The organism is Anaerotignum lactatifermentans DSM 14214, assembly GCF_900142265.1.
GTDB classification, from domain to species: domain Bacteria; phylum Bacillota; class Clostridia; order Lachnospirales; family Anaerotignaceae; genus Anaerotignum; species Anaerotignum lactatifermentans.
This window is the reverse complement of the sequence record NZ_FRAH01000049.1, coordinates 1-17,041: the sequence shown is the minus strand read 5'-3', so window position 1 is coordinate 17,041 and position 17,041 is coordinate 1. Positions and strand designations below refer to the sequence as shown.

General features: G+C 49.1%; 16 protein-coding genes and 2 pseudogenes. 3 read left to right on the top strand and 15 right to left on the bottom strand.

Annotated elements, in window-relative coordinates; genetic code table 11:
• Window positions 1-87 precede the first annotated feature (87 nt).
• The 13 genes and pseudogenes from BUB35_RS12395 to lon all read right to left on the bottom strand — a co-directional run bounded on the left by BUB35_RS12395 (window position 88) and on the right by lon (window position 12,750).
• The gene (locus BUB35_RS12395) at window positions 88-2,205 is read right to left on the bottom strand and encodes a heavy metal translocating P-type ATPase (RefSeq protein WP_465220324.1); all 2,118 of its coding nucleotides are present in this window, start codon (window positions 2,203-2,205) and stop codon (window positions 88-90) included.
• A gap of 72 nt (window positions 2,206-2,277) precedes the next feature.
• Window positions 2,278-2,925: pseudogene (locus BUB35_RS20355) on the bottom strand (heavy-metal-associated domain-containing protein); the annotation flags it as partial.
• 107 nt (window positions 2,926-3,032) lie between these two features.
• Window positions 3,033-3,374, bottom strand: a complete 342-nt coding sequence (locus BUB35_RS12385; protein WP_084730680.1) for an ArsR/SmtB family transcription factor — start codon at window positions 3,372-3,374, stop codon at window positions 3,033-3,035.
• Between the two features lie 55 nt (window positions 3,375-3,429).
• Complete coding sequence (locus BUB35_RS12380; RefSeq protein ID WP_072852230.1) at window positions 3,430-4,344, bottom strand: LysR family transcriptional regulator; 915 nt, start codon at window positions 4,342-4,344, stop codon at window positions 3,430-3,432.
• A 133-nt stretch (window positions 4,345-4,477) separates the two neighbouring features.
• Window positions 4,478-6,280, bottom strand: coding sequence for a M56 family metallopeptidase (locus BUB35_RS12375; RefSeq protein ID WP_242949252.1), 1,803 nt, complete (start codon window positions 6,278-6,280; stop codon window positions 4,478-4,480).
• 28 nt (window positions 6,281-6,308) lie between these two features.
• Window positions 6,309-6,674 carry a BlaI/MecI/CopY family transcriptional regulator gene (locus tag BUB35_RS12370; protein ID WP_072852205.1) on the bottom strand — a complete coding sequence of 122 codons (366 nt, stop codon included), beginning with the start codon at window positions 6,672-6,674 and terminating at the stop codon, window positions 6,309-6,311.
• A gap of 148 nt (window positions 6,675-6,822) precedes the next feature.
• Entirely contained in the window at window positions 6,823-7,662 is an 840-nt protein-coding gene (locus tag BUB35_RS12365; RefSeq protein ID WP_072852203.1) for a DegV family protein, read from the bottom strand.
• Between the two features lie 208 nt (window positions 7,663-7,870).
• The gene (locus BUB35_RS12360) at window positions 7,871-8,173 is read right to left on the bottom strand and encodes a LiaF transmembrane domain-containing protein (RefSeq protein WP_072852202.1); all 303 of its coding nucleotides are present in this window, start codon (window positions 8,171-8,173) and stop codon (window positions 7,871-7,873) included.
• Window positions 8,174-8,176: 3 nt separating this feature from the next.
• Complete coding sequence (locus BUB35_RS12355; protein WP_072852200.1) at window positions 8,177-8,722, bottom strand: hypothetical protein; 546 nt, start codon at window positions 8,720-8,722, stop codon at window positions 8,177-8,179.
• Entirely contained in the window at window positions 8,712-9,128 is a 417-nt protein-coding gene (locus BUB35_RS12350; protein WP_072852198.1) for a hypothetical protein, read from the bottom strand. The genes BUB35_RS12355 and BUB35_RS12350 overlap by 11 nt, the downstream gene beginning before the upstream one ends.
• A complete protein-coding gene (locus tag BUB35_RS12345) occupies window positions 9,098-9,670 on the bottom strand; it encodes an RNA polymerase sigma factor (RefSeq protein WP_072852196.1) in 573 nt (190 codons plus the stop codon). Before BUB35_RS12345 ends, BUB35_RS12350 begins: the two co-directional genes overlap by 31 nt.
• Window positions 9,671-9,829: 159 nt before the next feature.
• The gene (gene yihA, locus BUB35_RS12340; protein ID WP_022255187.1) at window positions 9,830-10,414 is read right to left on the bottom strand and encodes a ribosome biogenesis GTP-binding protein YihA/YsxC; all 585 of its coding nucleotides are present in this window, start codon (window positions 10,412-10,414) and stop codon (window positions 9,830-9,832) included.
• Complete coding sequence (gene lon / locus BUB35_RS12335) at window positions 10,405-12,750, bottom strand: endopeptidase La (RefSeq protein ID WP_072852195.1); 2,346 nt, start codon at window positions 12,748-12,750, stop codon at window positions 10,405-10,407. Before lon ends, yihA begins: the two co-directional genes overlap by 10 nt.
• Window positions 12,751-12,965: 215 nt before the next feature.
• On the opposite strand from lon, the pseudogene BUB35_RS12330 reads away from it, so the two are divergent.
• A pseudogene (locus BUB35_RS12330) lies at window positions 12,966-13,691 on the top strand (DUF554 domain-containing protein).
• A 44-nt stretch (window positions 13,692-13,735) separates the two neighbouring features.
• On the opposite strand, the gene BUB35_RS19790 reads toward BUB35_RS12330, so the two are convergent.
• Both BUB35_RS19790 and BUB35_RS12320 read right to left on the bottom strand, forming a co-directional pair.
• Entirely contained in the window at window positions 13,736-15,400 is a 1,665-nt protein-coding gene (locus tag BUB35_RS19790) for a S16 family serine protease (RefSeq protein ID WP_276326390.1), read from the bottom strand.
• A 48-nt stretch (window positions 15,401-15,448) separates the two neighbouring features.
• Complete coding sequence (locus tag BUB35_RS12320; protein WP_072852193.1) at window positions 15,449-15,991, bottom strand: zinc-ribbon domain-containing protein; 543 nt, start codon at window positions 15,989-15,991, stop codon at window positions 15,449-15,451.
• Window positions 15,992-16,175: 184 nt separating this feature from the next.
• Between BUB35_RS12320 and BUB35_RS12315 the strand changes: the two genes are divergently transcribed.
• Both BUB35_RS12315 and BUB35_RS12310 read left to right on the top strand, forming a co-directional pair.
• Window positions 16,176-16,703, top strand: coding sequence for a biotin transporter BioY (locus tag BUB35_RS12315; protein ID WP_072852191.1), 528 nt, complete (start codon window positions 16,176-16,178; stop codon window positions 16,701-16,703).
• Between the two features lie 85 nt (window positions 16,704-16,788).
• The coding region (locus BUB35_RS12310; protein WP_072852189.1) for a helix-turn-helix domain-containing protein at window positions 16,789-17,041 on the top strand (253 nt) is incomplete at its 3' end.

The window sequence follows — 17,041 nt, the reverse complement described above, 5'->3', positions numbered from 1 at the left end:
CATCCATATTTTATTGGGTTTCTTCCAATTTCCCCTCAGAAATCAAGAAAGCGAAAAAACACTTTTTTCTTGGGAGAAACTTTCGGTTTATTTCTTCCGCATGGCGTTGAGGATTGCCAGCACGGCTACGCCTACATCGGCAAAGACTGCTATCCACATGGTTGCCATACCCAATGCACTGAGGAGAAGCACCAAAATTTTGATACCCAAGGCAAAAACGATGTTCTGCATCACAATTTTTCTTGTGTTCTTTGCAATGCGCAGACCCACGGAGATTTTCCGCAAATCATCATCCATAAGCACCACATCTGCCGCTTCCATGGCAGCATCGGAGCCCATAGCCCCCATGGCAATGCCCACATCAGCCCCTGCCAATACAGGCGCATCGTTGATGCCATCCCCTACAAAAGCCGTTTTGGCACCTTCTTCCATTTGGGGCATATTTTCCAGAATATGCAGCTTATCCGCCGGCAGCAGTTCCGCATAGATGCGGTGGATGCCAAGGGTATTGCCCACTTTTTCCGCCGCCGCTTTGCCGTCACCTGTCAGCATGACTGTTTCTGTGACGCCATAAGGTTGCAACGCCGCCAATGCATCTGCCGCACCGTCTTTGATGGTGTCATCCACCACCAGATAGCCCTCATAAACACCGTCTTTTGCCACATAAACCACAGAACCGGTTCCCACAGCTTCGGGACAGGAAACCCCTTCTTTTTCCATCAAACGGCGGTTCCCCAAAGCCAGATGGGCACCCTTCCACTGACAGGTAATACCCATGCCGCCCTGTTCCGCGTAATCTGTTACCCCTTCCGGCTGTCTGCCTGTTTCTGTTTCATAGTGTTTCGCAATGGCACGGGCAACGGGATGGTTGGAAAGGCTTTCCCCTGCCGCTGCCATTTCCAGCAGAGCCGCCGGATTTTCGCCTTCGATTTTTGTGACCGTAAACTGCCCTTTTGTAAGGGTACCTGTTTTGTCAAATACAATACGTTTTGTATGACACAGGGTATCCAGCACATTGCCGCCTTTGATGAGGATGCCGTTCTTAGATGCGGCACCGATACCAGCGAAATAGCTCAAAGGCACAGACAATACCAATGCACAAGGACAGGATACAACCAGGAAAATCAGCGCACGCCCAATCCACTGGGAAAAGGCGCCCTGACCCAGAATAGGCGGTACCACTGCCAAAAGCACTGCCAGACCTACCACCGCAGGTGTATATACCCGCGCAAAACGTGTGATGAATTTTTCTGTCTTGGATTTTCGTCCGGCGGCGTTTTCCACCAGTTCCAGAATCTTCATGACAGTGGATTCTCCGAAAGGTTTTGTCACTTCCACATGAAGTAAGCCATCCCGGTTGATGCATCCGCTGAGAACAGTGCTGCCTGCTTCCACTTCTCTGGGCAGAGATTCCCCGGTGAGGGCTGCCGTATCCAGAAGGGCACTGCCTTCTACTACGGTACCATCCAGAGGGATTTTCTCCCCTGCTTTTACCACAATCACATCACCGATTGCCACCTGTTCCGGCGAAACTTTCTGCAAACTGCCGTCAGCTGTCAGCACATGGGCAAAATCCGGTCGGATATCCATAAGCGCCGTAATGGAGCGGCGGGAACGACGGACAGCATAGTCCTGAAAGGCTTCCCCCACCTGATAAAAGAGCATAACGAAAACGGCTTCGCTCATTTCACCAATGACCATGGCACCTACGGTAGAAAGGGACATGAGGAAGTTTTCATCAAAAACCTGCCCTTTGGAAATATTCTTCAATGCCTGCAAAATGACATCATAGCCAAAGATGGCATAAGAAATCAAAAACAGTGCTGTCTGCCCCTGTTTCTGCCAAAGACAAGCTGCCACAAAAAACGCCAGCCCCACACCAAAGCGGAGAATCAGCTTTTTGCCTGCCGTTTCTTCTTGAGAATGTGTATGTCCGCAGCAATCCCCATCACAATGTCCATGGGCAATGCTGCAGCTCTGTCCCTGTTCCGCCAAAGACACTTCTACATCTTTTTCGTACTTGTGTACGATTTCTGTTACTTTATCAAGCAACTTTGTCCGGTCTGCTTCCGCCGCTGGCACCAGTCGCATTTCCTGCTTCATCAGATTGATTTCCGCTTCTTTCGTTTCCGGCATTTCTCCCACGGCTTTTTCAATTTTTCCCGCACAGTTGGCACAGGTCAAGCCCTTCAGTGAAATGGTCATTTCTCCTTGGAGCTTTTTCTTTTCCACAAGGGATACTTCCACATCACTTTCGTATTTGTGTACGGTTTCTGTTACTTTTTCCAGCAGCTTTTCCCTGTCTGCTCCTGCTGTAAGCACCAGTCGCATTTCCTGCTTCAGCAGATTGATTTCCGCTTCTTTTGTTTCCGGCATTTCTCCCACTGCTTTTTCGATTTTTCCCGCGCAGTTGGCACAGGTCAAGCCTTTCAGGGAAATGGTCATTTCTCCTTGGGGCTTCTTCTTTTCCACAAGGGATACTTCCACGTCACTTTCATACTTGTGTACGGTTTCTGTTACTTTTTCCAGCAGTTTTGTCCGGTCTGCTTCTGCTGTAGGCACCAGCCGCATTTCCTGCTTCAGCAGATTGATTTCCGCTTCTTTCGTTTCTGGCATTTCTCCCACGGCTTTTTCGATTTTTCCTGCACAGTTGGCACAGGTCAGCCCTTTCAGGGAAATGGTCATTTCTCCTTGAGGTTTTTTCTTTTCCACAAGGGATACTTCCACATCACTTTCGTATTTGTGTACGGTTTTTGTTACTTTTTCCAGCAGTTTTGTCCGGTCTGCTTCTGCCGCTGGCACCAGTCGCATTTCCTGTTTCAGCAGATTGATTTCCGCTTCTTTTGTTTCCGGCATTTCTCCCACGGCTTTTTCGATTTTTCCCGCGCAGTTGGCACAGGTCAGCCCTTTCAGGGAAATGGTCATTTCTTTCATGGTTCACACCTCTGATCTAATTATATTTGATTATATGAGTAGTTATTCATGTATTACCTAAAAATTTTTGCGGGCGAAAGCGTTCTTCCGCCGCAAATTTAATCTTCTTCATAGCCATATTTATGGCGAATATGGGTGGTACCCTGTTCCAGAACCGTCCGCACATGGTCGTCGTCCAGAGAATAATAAACGGTTTTCCCTTCCTTCCGGTACCGCACCAGACCATTCTGCCGCAGCACACGCAGCTGATGGGACACTGCCGACTGGGTCATATCCAGCGCGTCTGCCAGTTCTCCCACATTCTGTTCCTGATCCATCAAAAGACGCAGGATGCGGATACGGGTGGCATCGCCAAAGATTTTGAAAAATTCCGCCAGATCTTTGACAAAATCATTGTCCAGCTCCCGAATCATATCCACTTCTTCTCTATATTGTTCCATGGAGCTTCTGCCTCCCTTCATTTGAATATCTGCTCATATATTAACATTTCGATTCTCATTTGTCAATGTCATTTTTATCCAAACCCATTAGTTCCACAAATCCCCGGAGGGCATGGGGCATGGCAACTTCTTTCAGCCGCACCATACCAATCTGGCGTTTGGGCACCGGCGGCACCAAAGGGATTTCATAAAGTCCCCCTGACGAGAGGGCTTCTTTGGTAAATTCCCGAATGACAAAGGTCAGCCCCAGATTGATTTTCGCAAAGCTTACCAGCAAATCACTGCTGCCCAGTTCCAGAATGGGATTCAGTTCCACGCCGTTTTCTCTGGCGTATTTGTCCAGACAGCGGCGGGAATTGCTCAAATCCTCCAACAGCAACAGGGGATACTTAGGCAGACTGCGCACATCCATCCCCACCTGTGCCAAAGGGCGATACCGCTCACCGCCGATGAGCACATCCTGAATATCCATGCAAGGAGTCACGTCCAGATCCCCATCCCCTTCAATGGGCAAATTCACAAAGCACACATCCACACTGCCGTTCCGCAGCAGACGCAAAGACTCATAAGTGGTTTTATTGTTGACTTTGATGCTGATATCCGGGAAGTGCTTATGGTACTGCTCCAGATAAGGCAGCAAAAAGTGAGCGATAACGGAATCACTGGCACCGATCTTCAATTCCCCTGTTTCCATATGGAGCATCTGGAAATACTTATCCTCTGCCGCCTGAATAAGCCCCATGGCTTGTGACAGATAAGTATAAAGCGTTTTTCCTTCCGCCGTGGGATAAACGCCCCGTGCCGTCCGCACCAGCAATTCTCCGCCCATCCGTTCCTCCAGCTGCCGCACTGCCATGCTCACTGCCGGCTGGGAAATATAAAGCTCCTTTGCCGCCCGGGACATGTTTCCCGTCCGCACCACGGCACAGAAAATACGGTATAGATCCAGTGAAATATCAGCCCTCATCATTTCATTCCTCTCTGCCTTTGACATTTTTCCTATGATAACCATTTCGCCAGAAAAATGTTTTTTCCTGCAAACAAACACAGAAAAAGAAAAAGTGCGAAACCCCTCCTGAAAAAGAGATTCCGCACCAATACGTTTATTGACCTACAGGCACCAACGCCGGCTGTTCTTTGGCAAAGGTATCATCATTCGTCAAAGCATCGGCTGACTGCCCTGCAAAAAGGCTCATGCCGCCGCCTTCCTGGGCTGTTTCATAATACATATCGCCATTCTGGAGGGTGTACATCTCCACCGCATCCATACCATTTTGTTTGAGGTGATAAAGTTCTTCACCGTATTTTACCACATCTTCCACAATCAAATTCGTTGTCACATGCCCCTTGATGGCATCCATCACTGCCGGAATTTCTTTCAGATAAGCAGGGTTACATTTCTGACGGAACAGTTCCAGCAAAAATGCCTGCTGTACTTCGATGCGCTTCAAATCCCCCTCGGGATAGCCCTTCCGATACCGCAGCAGTCCAACAGCGTCTTTCCCGGACAATGTCTGTTCTCCTGCCTGCAAATGAATGGAAAGATTCTGATAGGGGTCGTCATAGTCCATATCTTGGGACACCGTAAAGGTGACGCCGCCCAAAGCGTCTATGACTGCCTCCACTGCCGTCAAATCCATCCGCACATAATCCTTTACAGGTCTTGCCGTGATTTCCGAAACCGTCTGAATCATCTTTTCATCCCCGTTTTCCTCCGCAAGCAAAGCGGAAATCCTCTGCCCATCGGCGATGAAGGTATCTCTGGGTATGGAATAGATGGTTGCCTTTCCTTCTTGGGACATTTCGTAGGTGAAAATGGCATCGGCACTGCCGCGATCATCTACGCCTACAAACAGCAGACTGCCTTCTTCTGCCAGACCGCCGATTTCAGCAGCCGTTTCCACCTTCTGCTCTTTTGTCACATAAGTTTCCCGGAGGGTACAGCCTGTCAGCCATGCTGCCCCCAAAAACGCTGTCCCCACACAGACACTCAACAGTAATTTTTTCATCCCCACAGGTTTTTGATTGCGAATCATGGTAAACCTCCTTTGTAATTGTTTCTTCTCACTTGCCATTTGTGTAGTCAAAATCTGTTTTTTTGCCATTGCCTCCGCCAAAAGTTCCAGAATCACCCGCATGTAGTCATCCCGTTTTGCCCGCTCCATAGACCGTACCACACACCAGTCACAGGAAATCTCACAGGCTTCCTGCATCTGCGCCGCTGCCACATAAACCACCGGATTGAACCAATGGATAGACGTTGCCAGAACTGCCAGCCAACGCCAAAAAATATCCCCACGGCGGTAATGCACCAGTTCATGGCACAGCACATAAGGCAGGCGGCTTTCTGTCAGGGCTGTTTCCGGCAGAATCAGCGTCGGTCTTAAAATCCCCATGACCATAGGCGAAACTGCCGCCGATGTTTCGTAGACCCGCAGACGTTTTGGCACGCCTGCCAACTCCATGGGCTTTCCTGTGCGGCGGATATATCTGCCAAAGCGAAAATAGCCTGTCAGTCGGTATCCAAGGCTCCCCAAAGCCCCCAATACCCAAAGGACTGCCAGCACATCCCACCAAGGAACGGGCGGCAAAGCTGTTTCTTCCGTAAAAGGCAGGATTTCTCCCGCTGGTGCTTCAACAGTATCCACAGGCGCTGGCTGTTCTGTCATAGTCTGTTCCGCTGGAAGCGGTACTGTCTGCACCACTTGTTTTTCCTGTAGGGGCTGCACAAGGGCAGGCACTTTCACGGAAACAGGCACCACCATCACCAGCAGAACACCTACCCAAAGCACATATTGCCATGTGGGCGAAAACTGCTTTCCTGTCCATCTCTTCAGCGCCAGCAAAATGCCCGCAAGAAGACTTCCTGCCACAGAAAGCACCAAAAAGGTCTGAAACCATTCCATCACCTTCACTCCCTCCTTTCTTCAGAAATCACAAATCGAACATTTTCCGAATGTCCTCCAAGTCCTCTTTGGTCATGTTCCCCCCTTGGAACAAGGACACCGCCAGTTCTTTGGCGGAGCCGTGATAGAGTCTGTCAATGAGCGTTTCCGTCTGTTCCTTCTGATAGGCTTCCCGCTCCCAGACTGGGCGGTAGTAAATGATGCGGTTTTTCTTTTCCGACACCACCGCGCCTTTTTCTGCCATGCGCAGAAGCAGTGTACCTACGGTGTTGTACTTCCATTTCTTATTTTCCAAACGGTCGCAGACATCCTGTATTTTCAAGGGCTCCTCCGCATCCCAAAGCACCTGCAATACCTCCAGTTCCGCTTCGCTGATTTTCATTTTTTCCTCCATGTTGGTTTTCCCTCCTTTCTCTCTTACGTTTGTAGTTTAACTATAACTTACAACTGTAAGAGCGTTTTGTCAACCTGTTTTTCCTATTTTAGAAAAATGTAAGAATTTTAAGCGCAAAAAAAGAGCCTAGAACAGGCTCTTCTTTGATTCATGCTTTTTTGATAAAGGCAATGCCAACGATACCGGGACCGGCATGGGCGCCTACCACACAGCCGATATCCCCATAAAGCTGGGTTCTGCCTTCAATGAGGTCACCGCAGGCTTCTTTGAATTTTTCATAGTTTTCCATGGACTGGGCATGACCAAGGAGGACGGGATAATCATCGTCAATGCCTTCCTCCTCTACCATCTGCTTCAACTGGGCATACATTTTTTTATTGCCTCTGGCTTTGCCCAACATGAGCACCTTCCCATCCAGAATCCCCATCAAAGGGCGGATATTCAGCATAGTCCCCAGCGCCGCCGCTGTGCCGGAAAGTCTGCCGCCTTTTTTCAGATATTCCAATGTTTCGATACCAGCGCAGATGCGCACACGGCTGGTGAGCCCTTCCAATTCCGTCATGATTTCTGCCGCCGTTTTGCCTTCTTTGGCTCTCTGGGCAGCGATTTCCACCAAAAGCCCCAGAGAAAGGCATGTGGTGCGGGAATCCAGAATATGGATTTCCTCCCGTTCCATGGTGTTTTTGGCGATATTGGCAGACTGCACTGTACCGCTCAATTCCGAAGAAATCAGCAGGCACACCACTTCGTCCGCTTCTTCCAGCGCCGCCGTAAACACTTCCTCAAAAGTATGGGGTGTGGGCTGTGCTGTGGTGGGGAAAGATTTTTCCGTCCGCAGCTTTTCGTAAAATTCCGCTTTACTCAAATCCACGCCATCCAAATAGATGTCATTGCCGATGTGCACCGTCAAAGGCACACAAGTGACACCAATTTCCTCCATGCGTTCCTTTGTCAGGTCGCAGGTGCTGTCTGTAATGATTTTTACCATGGGGATTTCCCTCCTCATCTATATACAAAACCAGTTTTTTACACCATTCAAAAATATATCTAACTCTAATTATAATGGTTTCGAAAACTACGTCAATAGATTCTCCAAAAATACAGAGAATCTTTCTAGGATTTTCAAAGAAATGTAAGATTTTACGCAAAAAAAATAGCCAGAACCCTTTTTTTCCAAGGATTCCGGCTTTTTTATATTACCAGTTCAGATATCCCAATGCTTCCCACGCTTCCAGTGTAAACTGGGCTGCCGCCATCATCATGGCAAAAAGCCCAAGGAGAATCATCATTACAATGGCGCCTTTGTCATAGACCCATTTGGTTTCCGACTGCCGCAGGCTCAGGAGTGTTTCCGCCCCCAGAGAAATCAGCAGCAATGGCCAGAACCGCAGAATCAGCCCATAGGACAGACCGTCCCAGAAGGTATGCACCAGAAAGAGGATGCCGAATACCATCAGACCGCCGCCCAAGGTAACAGAACCAATCCGACGTGTTGCCATTTCTTACACCTCCTCGTCTTCGTCCTCGTCCTCCACATCTTCTTTTTTCACAGGAGTTCCCCGGAGCATCCGCACACCGGCGTAAAGAATCAGAACCGCAATGGCCAGACGAGGCAGCAGGTTTTGCAGACTCCACAAAATCTCTCTGAAGAAGTCCGGCAAAATCCAGCCAAACAAATCCAGCACACTATTCCACAGCAGGATGACGCCAACCACTACCAGCACCACCGCAATGGCTTTTTTGCGGTTTTCTGTCAATGTGCCCAGCTGAAAATCACGGTCATCGAAGAACAGGATTTTATCTTCCAGGGCATGAAATTCTTCCGGCGGCAGGCTCCGCAGGTGATGCACATGGAAGAAACTATAGAACCAAATCAAAGGCAGCAAAATCACCAGCTCTTCTATGCCCAGAAAAGAAGCTACAATACTGACAATTGCACACAGCCCCATAAGGCTCAAGCCCTGCTTGAAAAAGCCCATATACATTTCCCCCGCGCCGGGGATTAATGAAAATATAAATGTCCAAAATCCGTTTTTCTTATTTGCCATAATCCAATACCTCCGTAATCTGTTTCATTGCGAAATCGGAAAAGCCCGTGACACCGTCGCTGAGGATTTTCGTCCCCTGCTGCATATAGTCCAGCAGGCTTTCCTTTTCTTCTTCCTCCTGTACCATCTGCTGTGCCTTGCCGTAAGGGGATTCCTCATAGGAGCCATGCCCCATAGGCAGTGCCAGCAGCACCAAAGACGCTGCCATTGCCGCGCCGATTTTCAATTGATAAAAAATCCGTTTCGTTTTAGAAGAAAACCGGATATTCGCCTGATTTTCTTCCTCCAGTCTGGCGATTTTCTCCATAACGCCCCGTTCCAGTGACGGCGGCGCCTGCAGCAGACCGCCCTGCTCCAGTTGCATAATCATTTGTTCTAATTGTTCCTCTGTGAAACGCTGTCCCATGGCATCTGCTCCTTTCCGTATATTTTCTGTAATCTGGCACGGGCACGGTAAATCTGTGTCTGTACCGTTTTGATATTCTTGTTCTGCTCTGTGGCAATCTCCTCGGGGCTTTTCTCCTGACAGAAATACGCCACAGCAATGTCCCGATAAGGCGGTTTCAGACTTTCGCATGCCTTTTGCAGCTCTGCCTGTACTTCCTCTGCCAGCACTTTGTTTTCCACATTTTCTCCGTCTGCCAGTTCCATAAAGACGTTTTCATCCTGAGGGATGGCGCCCCGACGGTTCTTCCTCTGGAAATCCAGACATTTATTCATGGCAATGCGGCATAGCCACGCCTTTTCGTGCTGGCCGTCAAAAGAATCCAGATGTTCATAGGCTGCCACGAACGTTTCCTGTGCCAGATCCTCTGCTTCGAAATAATTCTGCGTCATTTGATAGCAGAGGGAAAAGATCAAATTTTGATAATCGCTGAGCAGTATGGCGATTTTCTTTGCCCTGTCGATACGCTCACCCCCTTTTTCTTCTGTGTATTTTCTTTTCATACTCTAAAACGATGGTACTTTCATTTTTTCTTCAACTTTTTGCAACCTTAAAGAAATCTTAAAAGACTGCCAAAAAACAAAGAAAGCCGGAACCCCCGCAGGGATTCCAGCTGTCAGATGTTTCATAAAATTGTTTTCAGAACCAATATCCGCTTTGATTTAGTCCAAAAACCGTTCGATTTCCGCCCAAAGTTCCTGTACGCCTGTTTTCTTTTCGCCGCTGAAAGGAATCAGCACATCGTCAGGTCCCAGACCCAATGTTTTGCGGATGACAGACAGATGCTTCTGAATCTGGCTGCGGTTGATCTTATCGGATTTGGTAGCGGCAATGATGATGTCATAGCCATAGTGTTTCAGCCAGTCATACATCATGATGTCGTTTTTGCCGGGCTCATGGCGGATGTCAATCAAGAGGATGATGGCACGGAGTTCTTCTCGTTTCTGGAGATATTCCTCAATCATCATACCCCATTTGGCGATTTCCGTTTTCGGCGCCTTTGCATAGCCGTAGCCGGGCAAGTCTACCACATACATGCAGTCGTTCACGTCATAAAAATTGATGGTTCTTGTTTTGCCGGGCTGGGAGCTGGTACGGGCCAAAGCTTTTCTGCCCAGCATGGCATTGATGAGCGTAGATTTGCCTACGTTGGATTTGCCCGCAAAGGCAATTTCCACTTTGCCGTCAGTGGGATACTGGGAGAATTTCGTTCCCACTGCCGCCAGCGATGACTGTTTTACTTCCATACGCTTTCCCCTTTCGCCAGTGCGTGTTTCAGCACATCGTCCATTTCTTTTGCCAGAACAAATTCCATTCCTTCTTTGATTTCATCAGAAATTTCCTGCAAATCTTTTTCGTTCTGTTTCGGCAGGATCACGGTTTTTACGCCGGCTTTTTTCGCCGCCAGCACTTTTTCCCGCAAACCGCCGATGGAAAGGACACGACCGCGGATCGTCACTTCACCGGTCATTGCCACATCGTTCCGCACTTTCGCACCTGTCAGAGCGGAAAGCATAGCGGTGGTCATAGTGACACCGGCGGAAGGACCGTCCTTGGGGGTTGCCCCTTCGGGAATATGGATATGCAGGTCTTGTTTCTTATAGAAATCCGGTTCCACTTTGAAACGGTCGCTCTGGGAGCGGATGTAGCTGATAGCCGCTTCTGCGGATTCCTTCATGACCTTCCCCAGATTACCGGTCAGACGGAATTTGCCGTCACCGGGCATGATATTCACTTCCACGGAAAGGGTGGTGCCGCCTACGGCTGTCCACGCCAGTCCACGAACGATACCCACCTGCGGTTCTTCGTAAATGCGGTCTTCTGTAAATCTGGGTTTGCCCAGAATTTCTTCCAGATTTTTCGCTGTGACAGTCATGGATTTCTTTTCACCGCTGATGATGGCTTTCACAGCCTTCCGGCATACCTGACCGATGGTGCGTTCCAGCTGACGAACGCCGGCTTCTCTGGTATAGCCGTCAATGATCATTTCCACAGCTTCCGGGCGAATCTTCAGCTGACTGCCTTTGAGCCCATGGCGTTTCATCTGTTTTTTCACCAGATGTTCCATGGCAATATGCTGTTTTTCTGTTGCGGTGTAGCTGCCCAGTTCGATGATTTCCATTCTGTCACGAAGAGGACCGGGAATGGGTTCCAGACTGTTTGCGGTACACATGAACAGTACCTTAGACAGGTCATAGGGCATTTCCACATAGTGGTCACGGAACGTGAAATTCTGTTCCCCGTCCAGCACTTCCAGCAGTGCCGCCGCAGGGTCGCCGTTATAGGATACCCCCAGCTTGTCCACTTCATCCAGAAGCATCAAAGGATTGATGGTGCCCACCTGTTTCATGGCGTTCATGATACGCCCGGGCATAGCACCGATGTATGTTCTGCGATGACCGCGGATTTCCGCTTCGTCTTTCACGCCGCCCAAAGACATGCGCACATATTTCCGGTTCAGTGCCTTTGCCACAGAACGGGCAATGGATGTTTTGCCGACGCCGGGAGGACCCACCAGACAAAGGATGGTGGCTTTTTCCTCGGGAGCGTTTTTCCGCACTGCCAGATATTCCAAAATACGTTCTTTTACTTTTTCCAGACCGTAATGGTCTTCATCCAGAATTTCCGCCGCCTGTTTCAGGTCGAAGGTTTCTTCGGTCATTTCATTCCAAGGCAGGTTCAGCAATGTGTCAATATAACTGCGGGACACGTTGGACTCGGGAGAAGTTACGGGAATCTTCATCATACGGTCGATTTCCTTTTCTACGGTTTTCCGTACTTCTTCAGGAGGGTTCTTTTCCTCCAGACGACGACGAAATTCCGCAGCGTCAGCGCCGATGCCGTCTTTGTCCCCCAGTTCTTCCTGAATGACTTTCAGTTCTTCCCTGAGGAAATATTCCCGCTGGTTTTTGTCGATGGCATCTTTTGTTTTGGCTTCGATTTCCCGTTTCACCCGCAGCACCTGCTGTTCATAGCGCATAATGTCCATGACTGCCTGCAAACGGTCATAAGGATTCAGGATTTCCAGAATCTTCTGCTTCCGGTCAAAGGAAATTTCCAACCCTGCCGCAATGACGTCTGCCAGTTTACCGGGCTTGCCTGCCGCCAGCACATTGGGCAGCAAATCCACTGCTGTGGTATTGGGCACAAACTTTGCATATTCTTCATACAAATCCTGAGCAATGCGCATTTCCGCCGCTGTATGTACCTCCGGCAGTTCCGGGAAGTCCTGGGCAATGGTGGTGATTTCCGCATACTCGCATTTGCGCTTATGCTGTATGGTCGCCAATCTGCCGCGGATGACACCTTCCACAATGACATGGGTCATGTTGCCGGGAAGTTTCAAAATCTGTTTGATGGTAGCCACCGTACCAAATTCGTAGAGCCCCATCTGTTCGGGACTTGCGTCTTCCGGGTCACGCTGTGCCACCAGAAAAATACGCTTGTCGCCTTCATCTGCCGCTTCCAGCGCATCCAGAGATTTCTGTCTGCCTACGGGGAAGCTGATTGCCATATTGGGAAATACCGTCAGACCTCTGAGGGCCATCATGGGTAATTGTATTCTCTCTTTTGTTTCTATCATCTATTTCACCTCTATCTCATAGGCTTATTGCCTAATTAAGCTATTATACAACAGAACTGGCTTTCGGTCAATTCCTACCAGTGCACAAGGTTATGTTTTTTCTGAAAAATATAACCTTTCTTTGACCTTCCATACATTGACAATCCTTTTTATTCCATCTAAAATAAAACCAATTCATCACAAAAGAAAAAAATGCATTTAGGGAGGAAGTACAAATGATTGGGCTAGGAACACTCATCAATGTCGGCGGCATATTATTGGGCGGTCTTCTGGGTGCCCTTTTCGGCAGAGCCATCAACGTCAGAATACAGGAAACCCTCATGAAAGCCACTGGGCTTTGCGTCATTTTCCTGGGCATTGGCGGCGCCATTGAAAAAATGATGACGGTCACAGAAACAGGACTCACCAGCGGCGGCACCATGATGATTATTGGTTCTTTTGCCATTGGCTCCCTCATTGGGGAAATATGGAACATTGAAAAGCATCTGGAACACTTCGGCGAATGGCTGAAGAAAAAGACCAAAAACGACCGTGACACCAAATTTGTAGACGGTTTTGTGAACACTTCTCTGACGGTATGTATCGGTGCCATGGCAGTGGTAGGCGCCATTCAGGACGGCATTGCCGGGGATTAGTCCATACTGGCGGCAAAAGCAGTCTTAGACATGATCATCGTCATCATCATGACCACATCCATGGGGAAAGGCTGCATTTTCTCTGTCATTCCTGTGGCACTCTTTCAGGGATGCATCACCATACTATCCCGTTTCATCGAGCCTTGGATGACAGAACAGGCATTGGCCAACCTGTCCCTTACCGGCTCCATGCTCATTTTCTGTGTAGGTGTCAATCTGATCTGGGAGAAAAAGTTCAAAGTTGCCAATATGCTCCCCACCATCGTCATTGCAGTCATTTGGGCACTGCTTCCTTTTGGGGCATAACAGAATATATAAAAGGCGTGAAATCTAAGATTTCACGCCTTTTTCTATTTTTGCAGTCCTTCCGCCGTCAAAATGCCTCTTTGGGGCATGCCTGCCTGCTTTTCTTCTTTCTTGGCAAAAACCATTTCCAGCAGTTCCGCGATTTTCTCCACAGAAACCACTTCCAGTCCCAGCCGCTCATATCTTCCCTGCCAATTTGCCTTGGGGATATAAGCACGGGTTACGCCGGCTTCTTCTGCCGCCTGCAATTTCTCCGTAACACCGCCCACAGGCAGTATGTTTCCTGTCAGGGAAATTTCTCCTGTCAGCGCCACATCTCCCGGCACTGCTGCTCCTGTAAAAGCGGAATAGGCCGCCAGAAACATGGCTGTTCCTGCCGAGGGACCATCCACAGGCATACCGCCGGGGAAATTGATATGGACGGCATACTGGCTTCGGTCAAAGCCGAACCCCTCCAGCACCGTCAGCACATTTTCCGCGGAACTGCGGGCATTGCTTTTTCTCTTGCTGACGCCATGGGGGCTGCGGATTTCTTCTTCTTCCACAATACCCGTCACCTGCAAATGAGGTGCTGTGCTTTTCTGCATCTTCACTTCCACTGTCAGCACAGCGCCGCCCATACCGCCTGTGACAGCCAGACCATTTACCACGCCCACACGGGGCACAGCAGTCACCTTCTGACGGGGATAAGGCTGATAATGCCCGGCTTCTGCTACCCACTCCAAGTCCGCACTGCCGACCCAGTTCCGCCCCTTCATTTCCGCCAGAGAGGCTAAAGACTGCACCAGACGCACCGTATCCCTGCCGCCGCCGGCATAAAGGGCAATTTTTCCACAAAGACCATCTTCGTACTGAAGTCCTACTCGTTCCATACTATCCGCAGCAATCTGCTCCACGGCTTCGGGACGCAGACCGTCAAAGAAAATCTCTGTACATCTGGAACGCAGTGCTGCCGGCAATTCCGAAGGGCTGCGGGTGGTGGCACCAATGAGCCGAAAATCCGCCGGCAGACCTTTCTGGAAAATTTCGTGGATATAAGGGGGAATCCGCTTATTTTCCCGACTGTAATAACTGCTCTGGAACTTTGCCACACGGTCTTCCAGCACCTTCAGCAGACGGTTCATCTGGATTGGGTGCAGTTCCCCGATTTCGTCGATAAACAGCACACCCCCATTGGCTTCGCTGACAGCGCCGGGCTGAGGACGAGGAATCCCCATCTGCCCGAAAGCCCCTGCCCCCTGATAAATAGGGTCATGGACAGAACCAAGCAAAGGGTCTGCAATGCTCCGCTCGTCAAACTGCAATGTGGTAGCGTCCACCTCCACAAATTTCGCATTGATGGAAAAAGGGGAATTTCGCCGTCCTTTGGCTTCCTCCAGCACCAGCCTTGCCGCTGCCGTTTTGCCTACGCCGGGGGGACCGTAAATGATGATATGCTGGGGGTTGGGACCACAAAGAGCCGCACGAAGGGCGCGAATGCCCCGCTCCTGCCCCACAATTTCTCCCAAGGACTTGGGACGGGTCTGTTCCGTCAAGGGTTCTGTCAGTCCCACCTGCCGCATAGCATCCAGCTTTTCCATTTCCCGCTCGTTCTCCTCCATGGAAATGCTATCCCGTCCGCCTTTCCGCCGGGAACCGCTCCGCAGGAAATACCACGCCCCCAGCAGGAAAAACAACATCTGTGCAAAAAATAAAAACCATCCGCTCACATCCACGCCTCCTTTTTATAGAGGTAGTATGTGCCGAATGGTTTTCTTTCATACGTTTGAAATGGTAATATCGTACAGTTCCAGATCTTCCACAGGTGCGTCGCCTTCGGTGATGGAATACATAAAATCGTTTGTGCTGTCCGGCGTATATACATACTCATCATAGTATTCCCAGTCGTTCCTATACGGATTGCCATAATGCTCATATGTGTGATACTGCTGATACTGCACCGCATTGGCGAAAATACCAACGAAAAACAGTACCGCACTGATGGACAGGACAATGCCGATGGCAATATAAACGAGAGCTGCCCGTGAGAAATTCCGGCGGTTCACATTGCCGTTTTTCCCGAATGCCCACAAAAGCAGTACCACCAGATTCACCACTGGAATACACATAACCAGAAACATAATCAGATAACCGCCCACGGTAATGGGTTCCCTATCCAATTCTTCTTTCTTTTGACTTTCCGCATGGGGTGCTTTGGGCTGTTCTGCCCCACCCTCTGCTGTAATGGGCTTGCCGCAGACCGTACAGAACCGGTCTTCCTCGCCTACAGACGCGCCGCAATGGTTGCAAAATTTTGACATATGCTTCTCCCCCTTCCCTTTTCCCGGATTTTTTTATAGTATATCACATTTTACTTCCGCAATCTTTCATTTTTTCTTACAAAACTTTTTTTATTTTCGATTGTAAACCATTTTATTTATAATCAGTTGACTTTCAAAAACAAAAAGCGTATCCTCCTTACAGAAAGAAAAGGAGGCATCTGCCATGACCAAAACACGCACACTCACCATGACTGCCCTGATGGCAGCTGTCATTTGTATATTCGCACCCATATCCATTCCCATACCCATAAGCCCTGTGGCACTGACATTGGGTACATTTGCCATGTATCTGACAGCCTATGTATTGCCGCCCAGACAAGCACTGGCTGCCATTGGGCTATATCTGCTTTTAGGTGCTGCGGGGCTGCCTGTATTTTCCGGCTATACGGCAGGACTTTCCCGTTTTGCCGCTCCCGGCGGCGGGTATCTCATCGGATTTCTGTTTCTGACGGGCATCAGCAGTCTGTTTGTTTCCCGTTTTCCCAGAAATATACCGGCACAGATGGGCGGACTATTTTTGGCAACCATCATCAATTATATGCTGGGTACCGCATGGATGGCATACCTGACAAACACCACGTTTTTACAATCCCTGCCCATGGGAGCGTTGGTATTCCTGCCCTTGGATATTGTGAAAATCATCATCGCCTGCCTGCTAGGCAACCGCATCCGTGCATATCTTCATATGTAAACAAAAAAGAGAGAATTCCGAAACGTGAACTGCACCCCATTTGTTAGACAGTATGATATACTGAATAACAAGTGGGGTGATTTTTATGCCAAAAGGAGTACCAAATAAACGATATACACCAGAATTCAAGCAACTGGTGGTAGAAACGATGCGGGAAGAAGGTCTAAGTCTCAGTGAAACCATGAGAAGATTTAATATCAACTGTCTCGGTATTATTAAGCGCTGGGAGCGCATCTATCTTGAGGAGGGTCCAGAAGGTTTAGCGGTAGAACGACGGGGACGTAAAAATACAGGACAGCCAGCAAAGCTGCCTAAAGAGATAGAGGAAGATTTGATTG

Coding starts and splice junctions, on each gene's coding strand:
- BUB35_RS12395 (WP_465220324.1), bottom strand. CDS start 2,205: ATGACCATTTCACTGAAGGGCTTGACCTGTGCCAACTGTGCGGGAAAA.
- BUB35_RS12385 (WP_084730680.1), bottom strand. CDS start 3,374: ATGGAACAATATAGAGAAGAAGTGGATATGATTCGGGAGCTGGACAAT.
- BUB35_RS12380 (WP_072852230.1), bottom strand. CDS start 4,344: ATGATGAGGGCTGATATTTCACTGGATCTATACCGTATTTTCTGTGCC.
- BUB35_RS12375 (WP_242949252.1), bottom strand. CDS start 6,280: ATGGAATGGTTTCAGACCTTTTTGGTGCTTTCTGTGGCAGGAAGTCTT.
- BUB35_RS12370 (WP_072852205.1), bottom strand. CDS start 6,674: ATGGAGGAAAAAATGAAAATCAGCGAAGCGGAACTGGAGGTATTGCAG.
- BUB35_RS12365 (WP_072852203.1), bottom strand. CDS start 7,662: ATGGTAAAAATCATTACAGACAGCACCTGCGACCTGACAAAGGAACGC.
- BUB35_RS12360 (WP_072852202.1), bottom strand. CDS start 8,173: ATGGCAACACGTCGGATTGGTTCTGTTACCTTGGGCGGCGGTCTGATG.
- BUB35_RS12355 (WP_072852200.1), bottom strand. CDS start 8,722: ATGGCAAATAAGAAAAACGGATTTTGGACATTTATATTTTCATTAATC.
- BUB35_RS12350 (WP_072852198.1), bottom strand. CDS start 9,128: ATGGGACAGCGTTTCACAGAGGAACAATTAGAACAAATGATTATGCAA.
- BUB35_RS12345 (WP_072852196.1), bottom strand. CDS start 9,670: ATGAAAAGAAAATACACAGAAGAAAAAGGGGGTGAGCGTATCGACAGG.
- yihA (WP_022255187.1), bottom strand. CDS start 10,414: ATGGAAGTAAAACAGTCATCGCTGGCGGCAGTGGGAACGAAATTCTCC.
- lon (WP_072852195.1), bottom strand. CDS start 12,750: ATGATAGAAACAAAAGAGAGAATACAATTACCCATGATGGCCCTCAGA.
- BUB35_RS12320 (WP_072852193.1), bottom strand. CDS start 15,991: ATGTCAAAATTTTGCAACCATTGCGGCGCGTCTGTAGGCGAGGAAGAC.
- BUB35_RS12315 (WP_072852191.1), top strand. CDS start 16,176: ATGACCAAAACACGCACACTCACCATGACTGCCCTGATGGCAGCTGTC.